Source organism: Epilithonimonas hungarica, from assembly GCF_900102265.1.
GTDB classification, from domain to species: Bacteria; Bacteroidota; Bacteroidia; order Flavobacteriales; family Weeksellaceae; genus Epilithonimonas; species Epilithonimonas hungarica.
This window is the reverse complement of record NZ_FNBH01000005.1, coordinates 210,430-232,550: the sequence shown is the minus strand read 5'-3', so window position 1 is coordinate 232,550 and position 22,121 is coordinate 210,430. Positions and strand designations below refer to the sequence as shown.

17 protein-coding genes are annotated in these 22,121 nt (G+C 37.7%); 5 read left to right on the top strand and 12 right to left on the bottom strand.

What is annotated here, in order from left to right; genetic code table 11:
• Nucleotides 1–22 precede the first annotated feature (22 nt).
• Complete coding sequence (locus BLT30_RS17625; protein ID WP_089875078.1) at nt 23–589, bottom strand: thioredoxin family protein; 567 nt, start codon at nt 587–589, stop codon at nt 23–25.
• Nucleotides 589–1,650 carry a chorismate synthase gene (aroC, locus tag BLT30_RS17620; protein WP_089875076.1) on the bottom strand — a complete coding sequence of 354 codons (1,062 nt, stop codon included), beginning with the start codon at nt 1,648–1,650 and terminating at the stop codon, nt 589–591. Before aroC ends, BLT30_RS17625 begins: the two co-directional genes overlap by 1 nt.
• Before the next feature lie 148 nt (nt 1,651–1,798).
• On the opposite strand from aroC, the gene BLT30_RS17615 reads away from it, so the two are divergent.
• Nucleotides 1,799–2,527 (top strand): SDR family NAD(P)-dependent oxidoreductase, encoded by a 729-nt coding sequence (locus BLT30_RS17615; RefSeq protein ID WP_089875074.1) that lies wholly within the window; start codon nt 1,799–1,801, stop codon nt 2,525–2,527.
• A gap of 39 nt (nt 2,528–2,566) precedes the next feature.
• On the opposite strand, the gene aspS is transcribed toward BLT30_RS17615, so the two are convergent.
• The 4 genes from aspS to BLT30_RS17595 all read right to left on the bottom strand — a co-directional run bounded on the left by aspS (nt 2,567) and on the right by BLT30_RS17595 (nt 8,730).
• On the bottom strand, nt 2,567–4,321 hold the full coding sequence (gene aspS / locus BLT30_RS17610; RefSeq protein ID WP_089875072.1) for an aspartate--tRNA ligase: 1,755 nt from the start codon (nt 4,319–4,321) through the stop codon (nt 2,567–2,569).
• Between the two features lie 314 nt (nt 4,322–4,635).
• Nucleotides 4,636–4,869, bottom strand: coding sequence for a hypothetical protein (locus BLT30_RS17605; protein ID WP_089875070.1), 234 nt, complete (start codon nt 4,867–4,869; stop codon nt 4,636–4,638).
• Between the two features lie 586 nt (nt 4,870–5,455).
• The gene (locus BLT30_RS17600) at nt 5,456–6,895 is read right to left on the bottom strand and encodes an autotransporter outer membrane beta-barrel domain-containing protein (RefSeq protein WP_089875068.1); all 1,440 of its coding nucleotides are present in this window, start codon (nt 6,893–6,895) and stop codon (nt 5,456–5,458) included.
• A gap of 212 nt (nt 6,896–7,107) precedes the next feature.
• Entirely contained in the window at nt 7,108–8,730 is a 1,623-nt protein-coding gene (locus BLT30_RS17595) for a helix-turn-helix domain-containing protein (protein ID WP_089875066.1), read from the bottom strand.
• 362 nt (nt 8,731–9,092) lie between these two features.
• Here BLT30_RS17595 and BLT30_RS17590 point away from each other — a divergent pair, with 362 nt between their 5' ends.
• Nucleotides 9,093–9,278: a 30S ribosomal protein THX gene (locus tag BLT30_RS17590; protein ID WP_175487230.1), complete on the top strand. Its 186-nt coding sequence runs from the start codon at nt 9,093–9,095 to the stop codon at nt 9,276–9,278.
• A gap of 48 nt (nt 9,279–9,326) precedes the next feature.
• On the opposite strand, the gene BLT30_RS17585 is transcribed toward BLT30_RS17590, so the two are convergent.
• The gene (locus tag BLT30_RS17585) at nt 9,327–9,977 is read right to left on the bottom strand and encodes a DUF937 domain-containing protein (protein ID WP_089875062.1); all 651 of its coding nucleotides are present in this window, start codon (nt 9,975–9,977) and stop codon (nt 9,327–9,329) included.
• A 63-nt stretch (nt 9,978–10,040) separates the two neighbouring features.
• On the bottom strand, nt 10,041–10,541 hold the full coding sequence (locus tag BLT30_RS17580) for a DUF2480 family protein (protein ID WP_089875060.1): 501 nt from the start codon (nt 10,539–10,541) through the stop codon (nt 10,041–10,043).
• A 266-nt stretch (nt 10,542–10,807) separates the two neighbouring features.
• On the opposite strand from BLT30_RS17580, the gene lpxB reads away from it, so the two are divergent.
• The 3 genes from lpxB to BLT30_RS17565 all read left to right on the top strand — a co-directional run bounded on the left by lpxB (nt 10,808) and on the right by BLT30_RS17565 (nt 14,363).
• Nucleotides 10,808–11,914: a lipid-A-disaccharide synthase gene (gene lpxB, locus BLT30_RS17575; RefSeq protein ID WP_089875058.1), complete on the top strand. Its 1,107-nt coding sequence runs from the start codon at nt 10,808–10,810 to the stop codon at nt 11,912–11,914.
• Complete coding sequence (locus BLT30_RS17570; RefSeq protein ID WP_089875056.1) at nt 11,914–12,369, top strand: DUF1569 domain-containing protein; 456 nt, start codon at nt 11,914–11,916, stop codon at nt 12,367–12,369. The genes lpxB and BLT30_RS17570 overlap by 1 nt, the downstream gene beginning before the upstream one ends.
• Before the next feature lie 197 nt (nt 12,370–12,566).
• On the top strand, nt 12,567–14,363 hold the full coding sequence (locus tag BLT30_RS17565) for a ComEC/Rec2 family competence protein (protein ID WP_089875054.1): 1,797 nt from the start codon (nt 12,567–12,569) through the stop codon (nt 14,361–14,363).
• 165 nt (nt 14,364–14,528) lie between these two features.
• Here the strand turns inward: BLT30_RS17565 and BLT30_RS17560 are convergent, their stop codons facing one another.
• From BLT30_RS17560 to ppk1, 4 genes are all read right to left on the bottom strand, one after another.
• Entirely contained in the window at nt 14,529–17,606 is a 3,078-nt protein-coding gene (locus tag BLT30_RS17560) for a choice-of-anchor I family protein (protein WP_089875052.1), read from the bottom strand.
• Nucleotides 17,607–17,825: 219 nt separating this feature from the next.
• A complete protein-coding gene (locus BLT30_RS17555) occupies nt 17,826–18,845 on the bottom strand; it encodes an LLM class flavin-dependent oxidoreductase (protein ID WP_089875050.1) in 1,020 nt (339 codons plus the stop codon).
• Nucleotides 18,846–18,925: 80 nt separating this feature from the next.
• The gene (locus BLT30_RS17550) at nt 18,926–19,816 is read right to left on the bottom strand and encodes a Ppx/GppA phosphatase family protein (protein WP_089875048.1); all 891 of its coding nucleotides are present in this window, start codon (nt 19,814–19,816) and stop codon (nt 18,926–18,928) included.
• A gap of 41 nt (nt 19,817–19,857) precedes the next feature.
• Nucleotides 19,858–21,927, bottom strand: coding sequence for a polyphosphate kinase 1 (gene ppk1, locus BLT30_RS17545; protein WP_089875118.1), 2,070 nt, complete (start codon nt 21,925–21,927; stop codon nt 19,858–19,860).
• Between the last annotated feature and the right edge of the window lie 194 nt (nt 21,928–22,121).

Sequence of the window (22,121 nt, the reverse complement as noted above, 5' to 3'; positions counted from 1 at the left end):
TCAAATATCTACAAATTGAAATTTACAACAACTCCAGAAGTTCCCCAATCGTATCAAAGCCTCTGTTTTTAGCATAATAAGTCTGTAATTCCACATAAAATTGGTCTCTTGAGAATTCCGCCGGGTTTGCTTTATGTTTTTCCAAAAGTTCGGTTCCATGCTTTGGCCTTGGTCCCCAATGTGCAATTTCATTGAAGTTTTCATCCAGAAAAATCACAATTGGAATAGATTTTCCGCCGTTTGTCAAATAACTGTCAATCAAACTTGGTTCTTGGTCACGATAAGAAATTCTAATTTCAAATTGTTCAAAAAACTTCACAACAACAGGGATCACCTGACTTGCGTCGCCACACCAAGCTTCGGAAATGATCAAGATTTTCCCATTGAAGTTTTTCTTTGCAAAAGTTTCGACCTGTTCAGAATTCGGAAGATATTTGTCCCACATTCTGTTCATCCTTTGGATTCCTAATCTGTAATACTCTGCATAATCAGCCTCCTGAGTATTTTTTGGATTTCCTAATCTTTCTCCTGCATCACGAAGATATTCTGTATAAGAAACTGCGTTGTCCCAATATTGTTTGATGTCCATTATATTTTTCTGGTTTTATTGATTAAATACATATCTGCCAAAACAAATGCAGCAAGGCCTTCCACAATCGGAACAGCTCTTGGAACTACGCAAGGGTCATGTCTTCCCTTACCTTCCACAGTTACAGACTCGCCGTCTTTGTTGATACTTTCCTGTGGACGGAGAATCGTAGCAACCGGTTTGAAAGCTGCACGGAAATAGATATCCATTCCATTGGAGATTCCACCTTGGATGCCGCCGGAAAGATTGGATTTCGTGGATCCGTCTTGATTGAAAAGATCGTTGTGTTCCTTTCCTGTCATTTTAGCGCCACAGAATCCGCTACCATATTCAAAACCTTTGCAGGCATTGATATTCAACATTGCTTTTCCTAACTCTGCGTGTAGTTTGTTGAAAATCGGTTCGCCTAATCCGGTTGGAACATTCTTGATAACACAAGTTACCGTTCCGCCAATCGTGTTGCCTTCTTTTTTGATTTCTTTGATTCTTTCAATCATTTTATCGGCCGTTTCCTCATCCGGACAACGAACGATATTGCTTTCGGTTTTAGAAAAATCCAAAGCCTGGTAAGGTTTCTCACAGAAAATCTCGCCAACCGAAGAAACATAAGCATTGATTTCAATTTCAGGAAGAAGTTGTTTTGCCAAAGCGCCAGCAACGACCCAATTAAGAGTTTCACGGGCAGAAGATTTTCCACCACCACGGTAATCCCGGATTCCGAATTTTTGGTCATAAGTATAATCAGCGTGACTTGGGCGATAGGCTTGTGCGATATGGTCGTAATCTTTGGAACGTTGGTTTTCATTTTCTACAATGAATCCGATAGGTGTTCCCGTAGATTTTCCATCAAAAATTCCTGACAAAAATCGAACTTTATCGCCTTCTTTTCTTTGTGTAACAATAGCAGATTGTCCAGGTTTTCTGCGGTCAAGCTCAAGTTGAACTTTCTCTATATCGATTTCCAGACCAGCGGGAAAATTGGTAATAATTCCGCCGTAAGCTTCTCCGTGACTTTCGCCAAAGGAAGAAAGCGTCAAAAAGTTTCCTAAAACATTAAACATAAATAAGAAATTAGATAATAGACGGATAGATGATAGTTTTTTTAATCCGAGACTACTGTTACAAATTTACTGATTAAAAACTTATTTTTTGAATAAATTGCCAGTCTATTATCTATCTGTCTATTATCTGAAAATCTATCTTTGCAAAATGAATACTCGTAAAACTGTTCTGATTCTAGGAGCTAATTCGGATGTTGCAAAACAAGCCATCAAACTTTACATTAATAAAGGCTATTACGTGATTGCAGCTTCCAGAAATCTAAAATCCCTGGAAAATTTTGCTGATGAAAATCATCTGAACAAATCCAAATTTGAGATTAAATATTTTGATGCCACAGACTTTTCCTCTCATCAATATTTTTACGATGAATTATCTATAAAACCTAATATTGTTGTTTATGCAGCGGGTTTTTTGATTGAAAATCAGGAAGCTTTAAAAAACTTCGATGGAACTTTTGAAATGATGAAGACCAATTATATCGGTGCCGTTTCTATTCTGAATATTATTGCATCAGATATCTCGAACAAAAATCTGGAAAGAATTATTGGTTTGTCATCATTATCGGGTGTTCGTGGACGTAAAAGTAATTTCGTTTACGGAAGTACAAAATCTGCTTTTACACAATATCTAGCAGGACTTCGACAAGAATTAAATTCAAGAAAAGTTATAGTGAATGTTTTAGTGATTGGTTACATTAATACAAAAATCAATGCTGGACTGGAACTTAACAAAAACCTGATTATGGAGCCTGACTATGTTGCTAAATTTATTATTAATGCTGGAACCTCATTTGAAATTATTCCCAACTGGAAATGGAAAATCATCTATTGGATTTTAAAATTATCTCCGGAGTTTTTGGTAGCAAAGTTGCCTTAGTAAATAAAAAAAGCGGAGAAAAATTTCCCCGCTTCTAATTTATGCTTTTAGATCCAATTTCAGTTCCAGTTCAGTGAGTTGTTCCTGATGAATCGGAGCTGGTGCATCTATCATCACATCTCTACCGGAGTTGTTTTTCGGGAATGCGATATAATCTCTGATGACCTCGTTTCCGTCCAAGATTGCGACCAATCGGTCAAATCCGAATGCTAATCCTCCATGAGGAGGTGCTCCGTATTTGAAAGCGTTCATCAGGAATCCGAATTGTGCTTCTGCTTCTTCTTTTGAGAATCCTAAAAGGTCAAACATTCTTGATTGCAGATCTTTATCGAAAATTCTGATAGAACCTCCACCAATCTCATTTCCGTTCAGAACCAAATCGTAAGCATTGGCTCTTGCTTTTCCTGGGTCGGTTTCCAACAAACTAAAGTCTTCGGTTTTCGGAGAAGTGAAAGGGTGGTGCATTGCGTGGTATCTTCCGGATTCTTCATCAAATTCCAACAAAGGGAAATCTACAACCCAAAGTGGTGCAAACTCATTTCCTTTTCTCAATCCGAGACGATTTCCTAATTCCATTCTCAAGGCTGAAAGCTGTGTTCTAACTTTGTCTGCATTTCCGGACATTACAAAAATTAAATCTCCTGCTTTTGCGCCAAATTCTTCTGTAATTTTCTTCAAGTCTTCTTCAGAATAGAATTTGTTCACAGATGAAGTTACAACGCCATCGTTTTGGAATTTGATCCAAACCATTCCGGTAGCTCCGATCTGTGGACGCTTTACCCAATCAATTAATTCATCGATTTGTTTTCTGGTATAATCTGCAATTCCTTCAACATTGATCCCAACAACCAATTCAGCATCATCAAATATTTTAAAATCTTTTCCTTTCACCAATTCATTCAGCTCCACGAACTCCATTCCGAAACGGATATCCGGTTTGTCGTTTCCGTATTTTTGCATGGCATCTGCAAAGGTCATTCTTGGGAAATCTTCAAAGTCTCTTCCTGTAATGTCTTTCAATAACGTTTTGGTCATTCCTTCAAAAACATTCATGATGTCTTCCTGCTCTACAAACGCCATTTCGCAATCGATCTGCGTGAATTCCGGTTGCCTGTCGGCTCGCAGATCCTCATCACGGAAACATTTCACGATCTGGAAATATCGGTCCATTCCGCCAACCATCAACAATTGTTTGAAGGTTTGTGGTGATTGTGGAAGCGCGTAAAATTGTCCCGGATTCATTCTGCTTGGAACCACGAAATCTCTCGCACCTTCCGGAGTTGATTTGATCAAAACCGGCGTTTCAACCTCGATGAAGCCTTCTTCTGAAAGATAATTTCTCACTTTCTGCGCCATTTTGTGACGGAAGATCAGTTTATCTTTCACAGGATTTCTTCTGATATCGAGGTATCTGTATTTCATTCTCAATTCTTCGCCACCGTCGGTTTCGTCTTCGATGGTGAAAGGTGGTAATTGAGATTCATTTAAAATAGTAAGATTTTCAACCAAGATCTCGATGTCGCCTGTTGGGATTTTCGGGTTTTTGGAAGTACGTTCGATGACGGTTCCTTCTACTTTGATCACAAACTCACGACCTAATTTCTTAGCCGATTCCAAAAGTTCTTTTGAACTTCTTTCTTCGTCTAAAACCAATTGGGTAATTCCGTAACGGTCTCGCAAATCTATCCAAATCATAAAACCTTTGTCACGGATGGTTTGAACCCAACCGGAAAGTGTTACTTTTTCATTCAGATTTTTCAGCGTCAGTTCGCCGTTTGTGTGTGTACGGAACATAAAATTTAGTTTAAAGTTTAGAGGTTCAAGGTTTAAGATTTCGTATGTTGACTTTGAATTCCTGAACTTTAAACCTTGAATTTTCGAGTGCAAAGATAATGATTTGTACGCATCTGACCTTGAGAAAAATATTCGGATTAACCTCGTTTGATTCTGGCAGAATTCTCATATCAGCAATTGCCAATGTAGATTTCTTTTATAAAGCAGGATTTTGGGCATTGTTAACTAAAGATAGATAATGGAAAACCTTGACAAGGCTGATCATGATATAGTTTGTAAAAAAAACGCCACCTGTTTTAGGTGGCATTTTTTCATCATTTGTGTTTATCGGTATTAATTTTCCCAACTATTCTTCTAATGTATTTTGAATTTACCCTGTCGTTTTCAAATTCTAGAAACAGAACAGTTCTGATGCCCCACCAGGTTTTGCTTAGTTCATAATGCCAGACATCTGCCGGATAGAAATTAAAGCCGTTTCCTAGCTCTTCCTGCACTTCTTTTTTGGTCATACCCATAACGTGATAGCTTTGTGCGTCTTTTTTTCTCATCTGTATTAAGTAGAGATTTTAAACTTATGATTATTGTTTTATGATTGTACGGTTTACAACCCAATGAAAAATTAAGGCATTACTTTTACGTTCCGAAGTCCATTTTTTAGGTCTTAGACCTCATTTTTCACGTTCTGAACCTCAAGTTTGGGGTTACCTAACCTCATTTTTGGGGTCTCGAACCCCATTTTTTAGGTCTTAGACCCCATTTTTGGCGTCCTGAACCCCAAATTTGGGGTTGTACAACCTCATCGTTGCACTTCGGAACGTCAAAAATGAGGATTTATTGATTATTCTGTAGGTTCAAAAATCAATTGCGTCGGGCTTTAGCCCGATGAAAGGTTTTGCAGAATCAAAAAGGCTTTAGCCAAAATCGACAATAAGTTTTGGCTAAAGCCGACTCTTCATCATTCTTTTTGAAAACGGCGGGCTAAAGCCCATTCCTATTGATTCTTAGAGTTGATTTAACACTAATTATCATAAGCTGCTTTAGATGCCTCAGCAAGGTTCCATCAGTCATTTCAAACCATCAAGGTTTCTAAAACCTTGATGGTTTAACAACTTTATAGGAAAAGCTGAGAGAATACTATTTTAGCAATGTCAGGGTAAAGCTATTATTGTCGATACCAGCACGAACACTGTATGATGTACAAGTAGGTGCGGTGCCTTGAGTCCGAGCAAACATATAATAAGTAGCTGCATCTAAATACGCAATTTGCGTTGTGAAAAAATAGTCAAAACGACCATTTCCAGGAACCGTATGTATATCTTGAGTAGGAAAAGCGGCAGTAGATCGGTTAAAAACAGTAGAACTGTTTTTATTTAGATTGAGTGCTAAGATAGTGCTACATCCAAAAGGAGCTTTGTCTCCAATATACTTGGTGGTAATAAAGTAATACCCCGGAACAGTTACTACAGCAGAGGCTCCTGTATAGGTCATATTTGTACCGTTACCACCTGCATCATCAGTAAGGTTTAAATTCGTAGTTACTCCCGGAGTAGAATTGATAATTATAGAAGCTGTTGCATCTTTCCAAGAAGCATTTCCATCTATGTCAGATGTCAAAATTTTGTTTGTTCCTTGCGAACCATCTACCAAACGGAAACCTGTTCCAACGCCATCTTTGGCTTTCACGTGGAGCGTGGTTGTAGGGTTTGGCTCATTAATCCCGACATTGCCTGTACCGGTACGTAAGATCAAAAGTCCGTTTTTGGTAGGGTCAGAATTGTCTGTTTCCAAGGCAACGCCAAGAGAATTGCTATTCACACTCACGTATCTATTGGTGGTACCCGTGATACCAAGATGTGAAGGCAAGCGGTGATACAATCCGCCGGTTCCGCTCAGTTTGATGCCGTTGTCTACCAAAGCAGGGTCATATTCTATCCTCGCATTTCCGTAGCCGAGGTGCAGATGGTCGGTAGGGTTTACGCGTCCCAATCCTACATTTCCGTTATTCAGAACCGTTACCATTTCTTGTGGCGTTGCCGCCGAGTTGTTGATTTTCAATGCTTTGGTCGTATTATCACTTCCTGCCGAAACAATATCTAAGGTTGCGCCGGGAGTATTGGTACCTACTCCCACTTTTCCCATTTGATAAATATCCTGAGTATTGGCAGTTGCTCCGGTGTTAGTAGCTACATTATACCAAGGTTCTGTTCCGGAAGCAACGGCAGTTCCGCTGTTGAATTTTTGCCAGATGCTGCCATCAAAGTAATAGTAGCCTTCTGCCGCAATGTTGATGGTTTTGGCTCCGCTCACACCTGCATCCGAGCTTGCGCTGGTTGCATAGATGATGGTTCCCTTTTGTTCTGCGAGATACTTTGCGTCTTTTCCTTTGATTTCCTCTCCCGACAATCTTGGGGCGATGAAGCCTTCGGGTTTTGTACCATCTGTTGTTTTTGCGGTGACATCCAAAGTTGCTTTTGGGTCTTCATTATTGATCCCAACCTGTCCGAAAATAAAATTGGCGGCAACGACCGCTGTCACAAAAAATCCTTTTTTCATCATAATGTTTACATTTTTCATTTTATAAAAATTCTTATTGTGTTTTTAGAAAGTACAAAAGTAGAATTCAAAATGATAAAGAAAGAGGAAGATAGTCTCGAAATTAATAATTACAGGAATGCATAAATGGAGTTAAATATCTGATAATAAAACAGTTGTGAATTAGTTTTGATGATTTTGAAGAGAGCCGGATTATTGAGCAATTCCAACAAAAAACCTTGACAAGGCCAATATTATTGATTCTCCGGAATCTGTCTTTCTTTTGTCAGAAACTTTACGAAATTGGAAGGTGAAACTCCCGCAAGATTTGAGAACGCAATTGTAAAAGTATTGTGCGAAGAGAAACCACATTCTTCTGCCAAATGACTGATCTTATATTTCAAATATTGAGGGTCATTTTTAAGTTTGTGAATGATGTAATTGATCCTCAGTTCATTGATATAATTGTTGAAATTTTTATTTTTATTGCTGTTGATGACCGTGGAAAGATAGGCGGTATTGGTGCCGAGGGATTCTGCCATAGAAGAAAGAGACAGGTTTTTGTTTTTGAAGCCTTCCGATCTTTCAAACTTCTCCAGTTTTTTCAAGATCTCGACTTCTTTATCAGAAGAGACGGAAAATGTTGTTTTCTCAGCAGCGGAATTGGAAATTACAGGTGCAGGAATCAGCGATTCCTGGTTTTGCAGCTTCTCTATTATTTTTTGGTAATTGGCAAATTCTTTTTTGGATTTTCTGTGGTTTCTAATTCCAAATCCGATAGAAATAATGAGCAATAAAACGATTGCTGATATAATGATAACTAAATTTCTTTTGGTTTTAAAAAATGATTTCTGCTGTTCTTTATTGATTTTTGAAACTTGGGCGTTGGTATCTCTTTTCTCGAGTTCATCAATTTTTTGGATTAGTTCATCATAAGCTTTTCTGTGTTCTAATTCTTTAGTAGGTTCCTTTAAATCTGAATAAACCGCTACTAGTAAGTTATGACAATCTTTTTGGAGATATAAATCGTCCATTTTTTTGGCAGACTGTAATGCCGAAAGATATTCTTGTTCTGCTTTTTCATCCTCTTCTTTTGAATAAAAATAATTGCCAAAATTGAATGAAATATATGCTTTCGCTTTTGAATTGAGATTTTTTTTATCAAGATTCCTGGCAACATTCAATACAGATAAAATTTCATTTAAATCTTTTTCGTTTTTCTTCTTTTTCTTTAACAATGTATTTGCAAGATTATTAGCAAACATTACCTTGTACATATTATTCTTTTCAGATTTTAACTTTGCTCCTATATTGTATGCTAATCTTTGATTTTCTAAGATAGAATCAAACTGAGTGTGTTGCTGGTCGAAAATCGTAGCACGTCTGGTGTATGATTGCGCAAGGATTTTTGTGTTATCTTCGCTATGATCTTTTTTAAAATTAGATTTGGCGGTTTGTATGGCTTTCCAATTTTCATTTAAACCATCGTCAAACAATCCCAAATATGCATATTCATTACCAATAGCATTAATCATATCGATTTCGTAATTGACCTTACCCAATTTTTTATAAACGCCCTGAGCTTCTTCAGCATATTGGATAGACTTTTTGTGTTCTCCTTTTATTGAGTAAATTTCAGAAATTAAGCCGGCGTTATGAGCAAAAGTGATCGAGTGGGTATTTTTGGTCAGATTGTAAACTTTATTGGCAATCTTTAATGCCTCATCCGGGTTCTCATAAAGAATTTTATCAGCTTCCAGTCTGAGCTTTTCTGCATTTTCAAGAGTTAATTTATTATTTGTCTGCGAAAAAGCGAGAACAGAAAACATCAGAAAAAAGGAAAAGAAGAATCTTCTCCTCAATAAATTAATCATCATTTGTTTTGTTTTATTTTATGCAAAAATAGTACATATTCCTACTTGCTAATTCCAGACAGATTACAATTGAAAATATTAAAAAGAAAAAATCAGTTTTGAGTATTGAAAATCAATATATTGTAGTTCAAATCTTTGGGGTAATAAGTGACCTATGTAGGAAAGGAATTCGGAATTTCTTATTGCTGTAAGTAAATATTACCAATAAATATCATGACTGTACGAAAGCTAAAATTACAATTTAAATAAGTTTCCAAACGCCAAAGATGGAGTTCTTGACTTCAAAGAATGAAGTTTTTGCCCCAAAAAGCTATATTGCTATAGAAATTTTCCTAACTTCGTGCAAATCAATAAAATATAATCTTATGGGAAAAGGTGACCAAAAATCTACCAAAGGAAAAAGAGTACGAGGAAGCTACGGAAAAACAAGACCAAGAAAAGCTGCGAAAGCTGTTGTAATTGTAGAAAAGCCGGTAAAAGCGAAAGCTGAACCAAAGCCAAAAGTAGCTAAACCGAAAGCTGAAAAGGTAAAGAAATCTGCTGAAGAATAAAAAAAGCCGTCTCGTTTTTAAATGAGACGGCTTTTATATTTATAAAAATTATTTTCCAAAGATGCTTCCCAGCAATCCGCCAAGTCCGCCTTGTTGGGATTGTTGCTGATTGCCGCCACCAAGAACGCTTCCTAAGATATCACCTAAACCTCCGCCAGAGGATTGGGACGCACCACCAAGAACACTTCCAAGAATATTGCTCAATGGGTCGTTGGATGCCTGAGCCTGCTGAGAGGAACTACCAAGGATCCCGCCTAACAAATCTCCAAGTCCACCACCTGAGGTCACGTTGCTTGCTTGCTTCTGCTGGCCGATGTAACCCATAATAACAGGAGCCAAAGTTGCCAAAACCGGACCGATCTTGTCCATAGATATCCCAGTATTCTGAGCCAGTTGATTTTCCACATTGGCTTTTTCCCCACCAAAGATGTGACTCAGGATAGAATCCCCTTCTTGTTCTCTGTCAAGTGCCTGAGAAGGATTGTTCAAGATGCTTCCGTCGTGGTCTCTGTCTAGAGCGGCATTCAGTTTGTCGGCTTCTTCAGCATTTTCTGATTTCTTTTTCAGGTAACTGATGACCAAAGGTGCAGCTACAACAAGAAGAGCAATGATTTGATTTTTGCTGATCCCGAACTTGTTTTCAGCTTGTTCAGCGACTTGATTTCCAGCGCTGCCGGTGATAAGGTCTAATAGACTCATAATTTATGTTTTTAATTTGTAAATCAAAGATAAAAACATTTGGCAATTTCTGCAGAAAAAATTTTAATTTTTAAAGATCGGAACATTACTGCACGCTTCCCCAAACATCAGGGACTTCACAAGTGGTTTCAGTTGTTCCACCAGTTCAACGTAAGCATTGTTTGGGATAAACTCGTCGCTGCAGCCTTTTACCAAGACACGTTTGTCTCGCAGCTCAGAAAAATCATAGGTCTGGATGGCGTTATGCATCAACAGAACTTCCAGATCTTCTCTGTTTCCGAACACAATTTTCTTTGCAGCATCCGTAATTTTGGAAGTGATCAGAAAATACGCCCATAACGGGATGATCACATCCTCGGAACAATAGATGTAAACATAGGCATCTTTATAAATTTCCTCATCAATATTTTTGATCTTTTCACGGAAGTCTTTTTCCTTCAGGATCATTCCTTCCCAAAGAAAATCCTTGATGTCGATTCCCAAACGTTTCCCTTTCGGAACAAGGTCAGAAATATCAAAATTCACCAACCCGCTGTTCGCAACTTTATTTACGATATCTTCCATTTTGTAATTTTAATAATTTTTTTGGAGCTTAATCCCGCTTTCCATTACAATCTTTTGCTTTTCCTTATGTGAAAGAAAAGCAAAAGGATTTCCATTGCAATCGGGGCTAGGCACTGGTCTGTAAAACAAAATTTTCCCAGATGAGAACTTTCTCAATCCTGATCGCTTAAAAAGCTTTAATTTTGTTCAAAGTTAACCATTTTGAACGGAAAACTTCTTTAGATCTATCTATCGAAAAGACTTTCAAAATCTAAAACCCAGAAACCTTGAAATATTATATCATAGCAGGCGAAGCTTCCGGTGATTTGCACGCTTCCAACTTAATGAAAGCCATCAAACAAAAAGACCAAAGCGCAGAATTTCGTTTTTGGGGAGGCGATCTGATGCAGAAGCAGGGCGGAACTTTGGTCAAACATTATCGGGATTTGGCCTTTATGGGATTTTTGGAAGTTGTTCAGAATCTGAGGACCATTCTCAACAATATCAGGTTCTGCAAAAAAGATATCCTGGAAAATAAGCCTGATGTTTTGATCCTGGTGGATTATCCGGGATTCAACTTGAGGATTGCGAAGTTTGCCAAAGAATTGGGAATCAGGGTTGTTTATTATATTTCGCCTCAGCTTTGGGCCTGGAAAGAAGGTCGTGTTGAAACGATCAAAAAATACGTTGATGAGATGCTTGTGATTCTTCCTTTCGAAAAAGATTTTTACAAGAAACATCAGGTCGAGGCGCATTTTGTAGGACATCCGCTTCTTGATGCGATTGAAGGTTTACCACCGATTGATATTCACAAATTCAAAAAAGAAAATCATCTGAATAATAAGGAAATTATTGCGCTCTTGCCAGGTTCCAGAAAACAGGAGGTTTCCAAAATGCTGGAAACCATGCTTTCTGTGAGAAATGATTTTCCAGATTATCAGTTCGTGATTGCTGGTGCGCCAAGCCTTGACAAACATTTTTATGAGCAGTTTGTAGATGAAGATGTTCATTTTGTCTCCAACAGAACTTATGATTTGCTAAGATGTTCCCAAGCTGCTTTGGTAACTTCGGGAACAGCAACTTTGGAAACCGCGTTACTCAATATTCCGGAAGTGGTCTGCTACAAAGGAAGCCGAATCTCTTACGAAATCGGGAAACGATTGATCAAGAATATCAAATATATTTCTTTGGTCAATCTGATCATGGACAAAGAGGTCGTAACAGAACTCATCCAAAATGATCTGAATACTAAAAACCTCGTTGAGGAGCTTGATAAGATTCTCAATACAAAAAAAAGAGATGAGGTTCTGAATAATTATGAAGTTCTGAGAACAAAACTTGGTGGAAGCGGAGCAAGTCAAAATGCTGCGGAACTCATTGTAAATCCTAAATAATGGAATTAGAAAAGTTATTACAAAAAATAGAATTGCTTTTACCAGAAATCAATAAAGAGAAATTAGAAATTTCTAAAACTTCTGTCGGCTGGCATCTCGAACATTCGCTTTTGATCATCAATGGAAGTCTGAAAGGTTTGACTATGACGAATCCGGACAACTATAAACCGAAATTCAGTATCAAGAAGTTTGTGTTTCTCAATTTTGGAATGATTCCGAGAGGGAAAATTAAATCTCCAAAACAATTTGTTCCACTGGAAACGCCAACCAAAGAAAGCGCCGAAAAACTTTTGAATCTGGCTAAAGATAGATTAGAAGCAGTGAAAAACCTGCCTTCGAGATCTTATATCACGCATCCCTTCCTTGGCGACCTGAATAAAAAAACTACACTTAAGTTTTTAAGCCTTCATACTAATCATCATCTTAAAATCATTGATGATATTTTGAAAGTTTAGAAATTATAAAGTTCAGGCACATCAATTCTCACAGAGATTCCTACGGAATGACAAACTTTATATTTTATTTCTTATCTTTATTCTAGGACACTTCGACTTGGCTCAGTGTGACAACTCTCATCTCATTATTAAAATTTGACGTTGTCAGTCTGAGGTTCTCGAAGACTCAAAACACACAAAAACACAAATGAACTTCAATGAAAAAACAGCCATTACTGATATTGCTGCTATGCTTTATTGCAGGAATTCTTTTTCAAGAGCACCTGATTATGAGTCAGGCGCTCATCTTTCAACTTCTTATAATTTCAACTGCTTCTCTGTTTTCTATATTAGTTAAGAATAAATTTTTTCAACACATCAAACATTACTGTTTAGGATTTTTCTTTTTCTCAATTGGGATTTTTGTTCATTTTCATAATTCGGAACAACCCAAACTTCCGATTTTAAAACAAAAAGAAACGATTGTTTTTCAGCTTGATAAAAAACTCAATTCCAATGAGAAGAACCGGAAGTATTACGTTGATGTTCTCGATATATCGGATTTGAAACAAAAAGAAAATCTTCCGGTAAAAACGGTTCTCAGTATTCCGAAAGATTTAGAAACATTAGATTTCAAGCATTATTATAAAGCCGAAGTTTACATCCACCAACCGGAAGAAATCAAGAATGATTTCCAGTTCGATTACAAAAAGTATTTAGCAAGGCAAGACGTTTATTTTCAAGCTTACCTCCCGGATGATATTCTGAAAACCGATAAAAGATCAATTTCTGTTGAAGATAAAATCAGGCAAAAGCGATTGGATGTCCTGACCAAAATCAACCAATCATCATTGTCTCCAAAGATTCAGGAATTTCTCAAAGGAATCATTTTGTCGGACAGAACTGAGATGGATGGAGAAACGGTTAAAGATTTCAATCAAACTGGATTGACGCACCTTTTGGCAATTTCCGGCTCGCATATGGTGATTATTTTCTGGATTGTTTTAACAGTTTTTAATCAAATTATTCCTGTCAAATTTAGAAAAGCTTCCATTGTATTGAGTATTCTTCTTATTTGGGCTTTTGCTATTTTCATCGATTATGGAAGTTCTGTGATGCGAAGTTGCCTGATGATCTCATGTTATTATATTATGGTTTTGTTGCAGCGAAAATCAGATTTGTTGCATTCTTTGGCATTGTCGGCTTTTATTCTTTTGATTGTAGATTCAAATCAATTGTTTGATATTGGATCTCAGTTGAGTTACGTTGCTGTTTTGGGAATCTGGTGGCTGACGAATCCAATCAAGAATCTATTCAGAAAACCAAAATTCAAAGCGGAAAAATTATTTTACGAAATCTCTGCAATGACCTTTGCTGCGCAGATTGCGACTTTGCCTTTAGCGATTTATTATTTTCACCAGTTTTCCTTTGTTTCAATTATTGCGAATTTTTTGATTATTCCGTTGTCTGAATTGATCATTATTTCTTCTTTGTTAATTGTGGTTTTGATTGCTTTCGGATTGAGTCATATTCCGTTTTTGTATAAAGGGTTTGATATTTTTGTTGAGTATATTCTGAAAATCATTCATTGGTTTTCTGGTTTCGAATCTTTGATGACAAAGAATATTCCACTCAATATTCTAGAATTAAGTATTCTTCTTTTATCGATTTATTTCTTGAAATTCTTAATCAAAGATACTATCAAACCAAAGAGTCTGCTGAGGTTTGGATTTTGTCTTTTCGCATTTTTTGCAATTAGAATTTTGTTTAATATTCATCAATATAATAAAGACGAAATGCTGGTTCATAGTTTTTACAGGGAGAAGATCGTGAGCGTAAAAGATAAGGACCATGTTGTCTTTTGGATGAAAGAGAATAAAAATGAAAGTAAGATTTTAGACTTTGTCATTAATCCCTATTTGACTTCTAGAAGAATTAATGATTTTAAAATCAACTATATTCCTGCAAATTCACAATCCTTTGTTTATCGGGGAAATAAGGTTGAACTAAAATAGTTTTAGTTAAAATCAACCATTGAAAACTTTCCCTGAAAAGCACGGACGTTTATCTCTGCAAATGTCTTGTTCATAGGACTTGCAAGAGGTCATTTTTTCAGATTTTGAAACGTAAAAAAGCCTCAGAAAACCTGAGGCTTTTTTTGTCATTTATCAAAGAGAAACTTATTTTACAATCACTCTTTTTATAAAACCTTCCGAGGTTTTTACAAGATAAACGCCTGTTGAAAGTCTGGATGTGTCGATGGTTAAGGCATTGTTTTCCTTAGATAATAGTTTTCCTGACATATCGTATAATTCGTAGCCCTGGGCTCTGTTGAAATAAAGAAGATTTCCTTTGCTCACAGGATTTGGGAAGATGTTGAACGTTGCTTTTTCGTTTTTCACATCACCCGTTGCCAACTCCGGAGATAGCGCTATTTCGTACATTGACAAAGTTCCACTGATCTCGTTGGCGATTACCACATAACCTTTCCCTGTTGCAGAGTTTTCGGGAGCGATGTATGTTACTCCTTCCGGACCATTATCTCCTCCATAAGCTGATGTCATTCTGGAGTGTTTGTAATCTGTAAAAGTTACGTTGTTCGGATCGGTTACGTTATAGACCATTACGCCGCCGGTTCTTTCTAAAGTGATGAAAGCGAAAGTCTGTCCTGCAATCGTTCCCAATGTTACACCTTCTGGTTCTGGACCTTTTGCACGACTTCTTGATTTTGCGCCATTCGCTTCGTTGTCTGCATTGAAGATCAAAGGATGATTCTCGGCAATATACCTTTCGAACTGGTCGCCACTATCATAAACAATAGCTTTTGTATCCGCATTGAAGATAGAGAAAGATCTTGCTCCCAAAGCATTGATTTCCTCAAAATCTGTGTTGCTATCTGTGTTTCCATTCACATTCGTCACTCGGAATCTTCCTAAATTATGAGAAGCTTTCAAGATAGAAGCATTCGGGAAATTAGCTGGATTCAGAACATAACCGTTTGCCCCAACCGTTGTTCTCTCGCTGAATCCTCCCAAATCTTTTTCATCACCTTCATTAGCTGTCACAAGATAGTTGGTATTTCCAATCCTGAAAGAAGCCATTGCATCCGGATTGTAATAAGCTTTCACTGGCCAGTTCGCAATCAGAACTTCGCCGTTGTTGTCGGAAGCATCGAAGCCATTTCCTGCAAGGCTCATATCCTTTTTACCTAATCCCCAGATGTTTCCAAGCGTGTCTGTTGTAAGGTCAACCTCAATGATCCCGTTGTTTTCCTGGCAAGAAACCCAAGCTTTTTGACTATCTGAACTGATGGCAATATATTCCGGTTCCAAATCCTGGGCAAGTGTACTCGCAGATTTTACTTTTCTCCCGCCTGATATGATGAATGCTGCTTCCTGGGCATTGTATCCCGCAAAAGAAAGCGTCTTGACATTAGATTGAGTTAAGTTTGCAATCCCTCCGGAAATATCAATAATACTGATAGAACCTTCCGGATCGATGGTGTAAGCATCATTGGGTTCGCCCTCGTTTGCGGTCATTACTTTTTTACCATCCGGTGTGAAAGTGACCATATCCGGCAAAACTCCGACCGTTAATTGCTTCAGAAAGTTTCCGTTAATGTCAAAGAAAACAACAGAACCATTAGCTTGGGCATTTGCTCCGTTTGGAGAAGCTACGGCAAGGAATCCGTTTTTCACGGCGATACTTGTGATTCCTCCGTAAGGTTTCATATCCACAGTTTTGATTACAGTTGGTGTCAACGGATTCGAGAAATCGATGATGTCAAAAAAATCAGTCAAAGAACTAATCGTGAACAATCTTTGAGTTTGCGGGTCGTGAACTACAATTTCCGTAGAACTGTTACCATTACTGGAAGGGTCAAAACTTCCGATATAATTTAAAGTAATTTGGCTGGAAGGAGCAGGTGATGGTTTATCGTTATCGATAATATAAACTGTAGAAGACGCATCTCCTGAAATAGCAGCACCAACAGGATTTTCAAGACTTAGAACGAAATATTCCGCCTGTTGTTCTGGTGTCGAGTCATCAATAATTGGGATGTTAACGGTGTAAGTTGAAGTTCCGGGAATGATATTAATAGTTTCAGAAGTAAATGTATGATCACTGCTGTCCGCAGTTCCGAAAGCTGGTTTCGCCACCAGATTGACTGTTGCATTAGAAGGGTTCGTAACATTGATTTTGAATGCCAAAGTTCCAGCATTCTCATCAACTTTGATCAAAGTTTTGTCTAGTGAAATAGTTGTCCCTGCTGTTGTGAATGTACTCGAAGTTGAAGCTGTTACAGCATTGTCACTTTCGTCCTCTATCACATTTGGTTTCAAAGCGAAATAATAAGTCTTATCAGGAATTAAAGCAGAGTTCGGAATTACTGTAATTTGATTATCAGCAAATGTTGTGGTGAATGGAACTGTGGTTCCTGAATTATTATTCAATTTTAATTCAACGAGATTCTGAGCATTGGCTGAAGTTATCGGAGCATTGTCAATCAATCTTACATTCTCATTGAATTTGATTGTAGGATTAACACTTATCGAAGCATTGTTGGTATTGTTTACAGGTGAATAAGTTACGGTTGGTGCGGTCGTATCGGTCCCTCCGATTTTATCTGCGTCAACTGTGAAATTATCAAATCTGTTATTTCCTACAGAACCGCCCGCGCCTGCAACGAATTCTACTTTCAATTTAAAGTTTGGATTGTTGGATGCGCCTGTAATAGTTGAAAAATCCAGAGTGACTAATTTAGGATTGGCGTCTTGTGGCAAAACAGCTCCTTCCGAATCACTATCAGCGGTATAATTGTAAGTTGTAAAAGTTGTCCCGTCCAGCGAGTAGGACCATTTTTGTTTTCCAGCGCCTGAACCAGACCTTCTTGTAGAGAACTTTACAACTACATTGCTATAGCCAGTCGTCGGGATATTAAACTGAATATTTCCATTGATAGGGTAATTGTATCTCAAGTGGGTTCCGGAAGCGTCGCCATTTCTTGCATTAAGATTTTCTGCGTTGAAATTTTGACCTGTTCCTCCTGCAAAGTCAACAAACGTATCTGAACTTCCAGTCCCAGTTGATGAGGCGTTGATAGAACCGTTCAATAAAGTGGAAGTCGGTGTGATAATGCTTGCGACATTAGCATTGTTGTTGAAGTTCCAGTAATGGACTAGGGTTTGTGCCTGAGTTGTGCCGTAAAACATAGCAGCAATAGGCAATAGACCTTTAAAAAGGTAATTGTTTTTCATTTTTACTTTATTTTTTTATTAGATTCGAGCAAAAATGAATATAAATATCGGATGCGGTTTTAATTGAATCTTAATAAATATTTAAGGTTTTTTAATTAATATTCAATTAAAATGAATGGTGTTTATTGAAACAAAAATGCCGAAAACATTATCAAAATATTTTCGACATTCGTTATTTGAATTTTATTTTTTTGTTAATTGTAACGTCATAGAATCTGATTATCTGACTTGCGGCGCCACTTTTTCTCCGAATAATCCGATGGATTTCATCATTATATCGTGAGACGGGTCCCCAACATCCATATGTCCGATGAATCTTGTGAGCCCAAACAGCTCTTTCACATCGTTGATCTTCTCTGCAACTTCATCTGCACTTCCAATGAATAGCGCGCCTTCTTTGCTTCTCCCCCCGTCATATTGTTCTTTGGTATAAGGTGCCCATCCTCGGCTTCTGCCGATTCTGTCCATCTGGGACTTGTAATTGAAGAAATATTGGTCAATCGCATTCTTGTCATCACTTACAAAAGTGTGGGAATGGATGGCAATCTGCATTTTGCTCTCGTCGTGTCCGGCTTTCAGGTATTCCTGTTTGTAAAACTCGATGAGGTTTCTAAATTGTTTTGGCATTCCACCGATGATCGCAACAATCAAAGGTAATCCCAGTTTTGCTGCTCTTAGAACAGATTCCGGAGTTCCACCAACAGCGATCCAGATTGGTAAGATGCCATTGTTAAAAGCTCTTGGATAAACAGTCTGGTTTTCCATTGGACGACGAAGAACTCCGCTCCAGCTTACATTTTCCTCATTGTTGATTTTCAATAATAAATCCAATTTCTCCTCAAAAAGCTGATCGTAATCTGACAGATCATAACCATATAAAGGAAAAGATTCGATGAAGCTTCCTCGTCCAACGAAAATCTCTGCCCGTCCTTTTGAGATCAGATCTATCATTGAGAAATCTTCGTAAACTTTCACCGGTTCTGATGAACTGAGAACTGTTACGCCGCTTGCCAGTTTAATATTATTTGTGATACTTGCAGCAGCAGCCAAAAGGATCTCAGGAGAAGAAACGGCATAATCTGCACGGTGGTGTTCGCCCATCGCAAACACATCCAGGCCAACCTGGTCCATTAGTTTTACCTGCTCAAGGATTTCGTTAAGTTTTACGCTTGCATCTCTATATTTTCCGGTTTTCGTGTCAAGAGAAACATCTCCGAACATCCCAATTCCTAATTCCATAATAGTTTCATTTTTTATAGAAACAAAATTAGGACTTAGGAATTTGATTCACGTTGATGTAAGGTAATTTTGATAAATGATTATTTTGTTTTCCTTTTCTTCAGATTATAGTAGATGCTTTTCACCAATCCGTCTGCAACGGAGATTTTTGGGACATAGATATGTTTGATATCTGCCCAGGTCATAACGTTGTTGAAAATTTGTAGAGCCGGCACGATAACGTCGGCACGGTCTTCGCGGAACTGATAAAGATGCATCCTCTCTTCTACAGACAGGTTTTGCATCTCTTTCAGGTATTTTTTGATAACAGAGACCGGCATTGGTTTACCGTCTTTGGTTTTGCTGAGTGAGAATATTTTGTTGATATTACCGCCGGAACCAATTGCAACAACCGGCTGCTTGCTCTTGATCTTTTCTTTGATCTCGTCTTTCATTTCCTCCCAGATATTTGGAGTTACAAAACCGTTTAACAATCTGATTGTTCCGATGTTGAAAGAATGTTCGTACTTCATCTTGTTATTTTCGTAGAATGTCAACTCGGTAGAGCCGCCTCCTACATCCACGTAAAGATAAGCGAAATCTTTGTCCAGGCCTTCTGCAACGTGATTTTCATAGATCAACGTGGCTTCTTCGTCTCCGGTAATGATCTCGATCTCGATACTGGCCTGTTCTTTTACGATGTCGATGATTTCTTGTCCGTTTTTCGCATCACGCATCGCACTGGTAGCACACGCACGATAATGTTCGACTTTGTACATTGTCATTAGTTGACTGAAAATCTTCATCGTGTTAATCACCATCTGCTTTCTCTCTGCGCCAATCTCGCCGTTGCTAAACACATCAAAGCCTAATCTCAGAGGGATTCTCAGGAGATTCAGTTTCGTGAATTCTGCTTGTCCTTTTATTTCCTTGACTTCGTTGATGAGCAGTCTTGCGGCATTACTGCCTATATCTATAGCGGCAATTATCATTTTTCTTGAGACGAATTAGAGTATAAAATTAAAGTAAATTATTAATATTTCTGATTTTTGAGATAATTATAGGTTTCTATCTGCGACCTGTTTTCGTTTTTCTTATCAGATTCTACATATTCGTTTCTCATATTTTTATCAAGAATTCTGGCTTTAACATTATCCTGAAGTTGAATTTCCAAAAGCTCTTTCAGCTCTTTTTTTAGATTTTTTTGAAGGATTGGAGTTGCAGCTTCTATCCTGTAGTCCAGATTTCTTGTCATCCAATCGGCAGATGAGATGTACATGTTTTCTGCACCTTTATTATAGAAATACATTACCCTGGCGTGTTCCAGGTATTCGTCCACGATACTGATGGCGTATATTTTTTTCTTGAAATTCTTTTGATTCACAGCACAATAAATTCCCCGTACGATCATTTTGGTATCGACACCGGCATTTGCAGCTTCATAAAGTTTAAGGATCAAGGTCTTATCGCTCAATGAATTGACTTTGATTATCATCTCGGCCTTTCTTCCAGCTTTGGCTTCTTCGATTTCTTTATCGATATGAGCAATGATCTTTTCTCTCATGAACTGAGGGCAGACCATCAGACTTTTGCAGGTTTTCAGAACTGCTGTTGGGTCAGCTTTGGGTTTGTTCAGAACATTGAAAACTTTATTGATATCTGCCATTATTGCCCTGTTGGATGTCATCAGTAAATGGTCTCCGTAGATCTTGGCAGTTTTCTCGTTGAAGTTTCCTGTGCTTACAAAGCCATATTGCATGGTCCTGTTGTTGACCCTTTTTTTGATGACACACAGTTTGGCGTGGACTTTTTTATTCGGTATCCCTAAAAGTACCTTTACGCCTTCCAGTTCCAATCTGTCTTTCCATCCAAGGTTATTTTCCTCATCAAATCTGGCGCGCAGTTCCAACATGACGGTTACTTCTTTTCCGTTTCGTACAGCATTGATAAGCGCATTTATTATTTTGGAACTTGAGGCTAATCTATAAGCTGTGATCTGGATAGATTTCACATCTGGGTCCATCGCTGATTCTCTCAATAGATCGATCACTGAATCATACGAATGGTACGGGAAAGTCAATAAAACATCTTTTTTGATAATGACATCTGTGACCCTTTGTTTATTAGCAAATTCCGGATGGATGAAAGATGTTCTTTCAACAGGTTTTTGATAAGCTTTGAAGACATCGGGAAAATCCATAAAATGCCTGAAGTTGTGAATCTTCTGTCCCGGAATAATACTGTCTTTTTTGGTAAGATTTAATTTTTTGATAAGGAATTCCAGCAGAGCTTTATCCATTTCCTTATCAAAGACAAAGCGGGTTGGCTTCCCTTTTCGTCGGCTTTTTACGCCTTTTTCTATTTTGTCTGCCAAGGTTGTTTTGATATCATTGTCAAGGTCAAACTCGGCATCTTTTGTCACTTTGAAACAATGTGCCGTAAATTCGTCATAGCCAAAGTAGGAGAAAATGTGCGGAAGATTGTAGATGATAACGTCTTCCAAAAGCATCACATCTTTTTGCTCCGGATTTTGAGTCGGCAACAGGACAAATCTACCATTTGCAGTCACAGGAAGTTCTATGATCGCATATTGGCTCTCGTATTGCCATTCTTTTCTGCGCATTGCAATACCAATGAAAAGACTTTTCTCACGCAGGTATGGCATTGGTTTGTTATCGTGAAGCAATATCGGGATCACATTGGATTCTACCTCCTCATCAAAATATTTCACAACGAATTCCTTTTGTTCTTTTGTAAGATGTTCGTGGTCTTTTATGAAAACCTTTTCTTTTGCCATCTCACGCTGAACATCTTTCCATGTTTTGTCAAAGTCTTCCTGTTGGTGGATAACCAGCTTATTTATTTTTTGTAATATTTTTGATGGCGCATCATAAAAAGACTCTGCCAAAACTTTTTGTTTGAAGTCCATCGCACGTTTCAGTCCTGCAACTCTGACACGGAAAAATTCATCCAGATTATTGGAGAAGATCCCAAGGAATCTGATTCTGAGATGTATAGGAACGCTCTTGTCCATTGCTTCCTGCAATACTCTGGCATTAAAGCCAAGCCAGGTGACGTCGCGTGGATTAAATTCTTGTGCCATTATAGGGTTTTTGATAATCTCAAAATTAGTAAAATCCATTGTATTAATTTGGGATTGTAAACTACAATGTTTTGCCTGTTCCTTATGTTTCTTAAATGTCAATTAAATTTTAAATAGAATACAAATGCCTTGTAGAAGCCATTAAATGATAATGTATTAAATTTTTAATAAAAAAGCTTTGTTTTTTTAAAAAA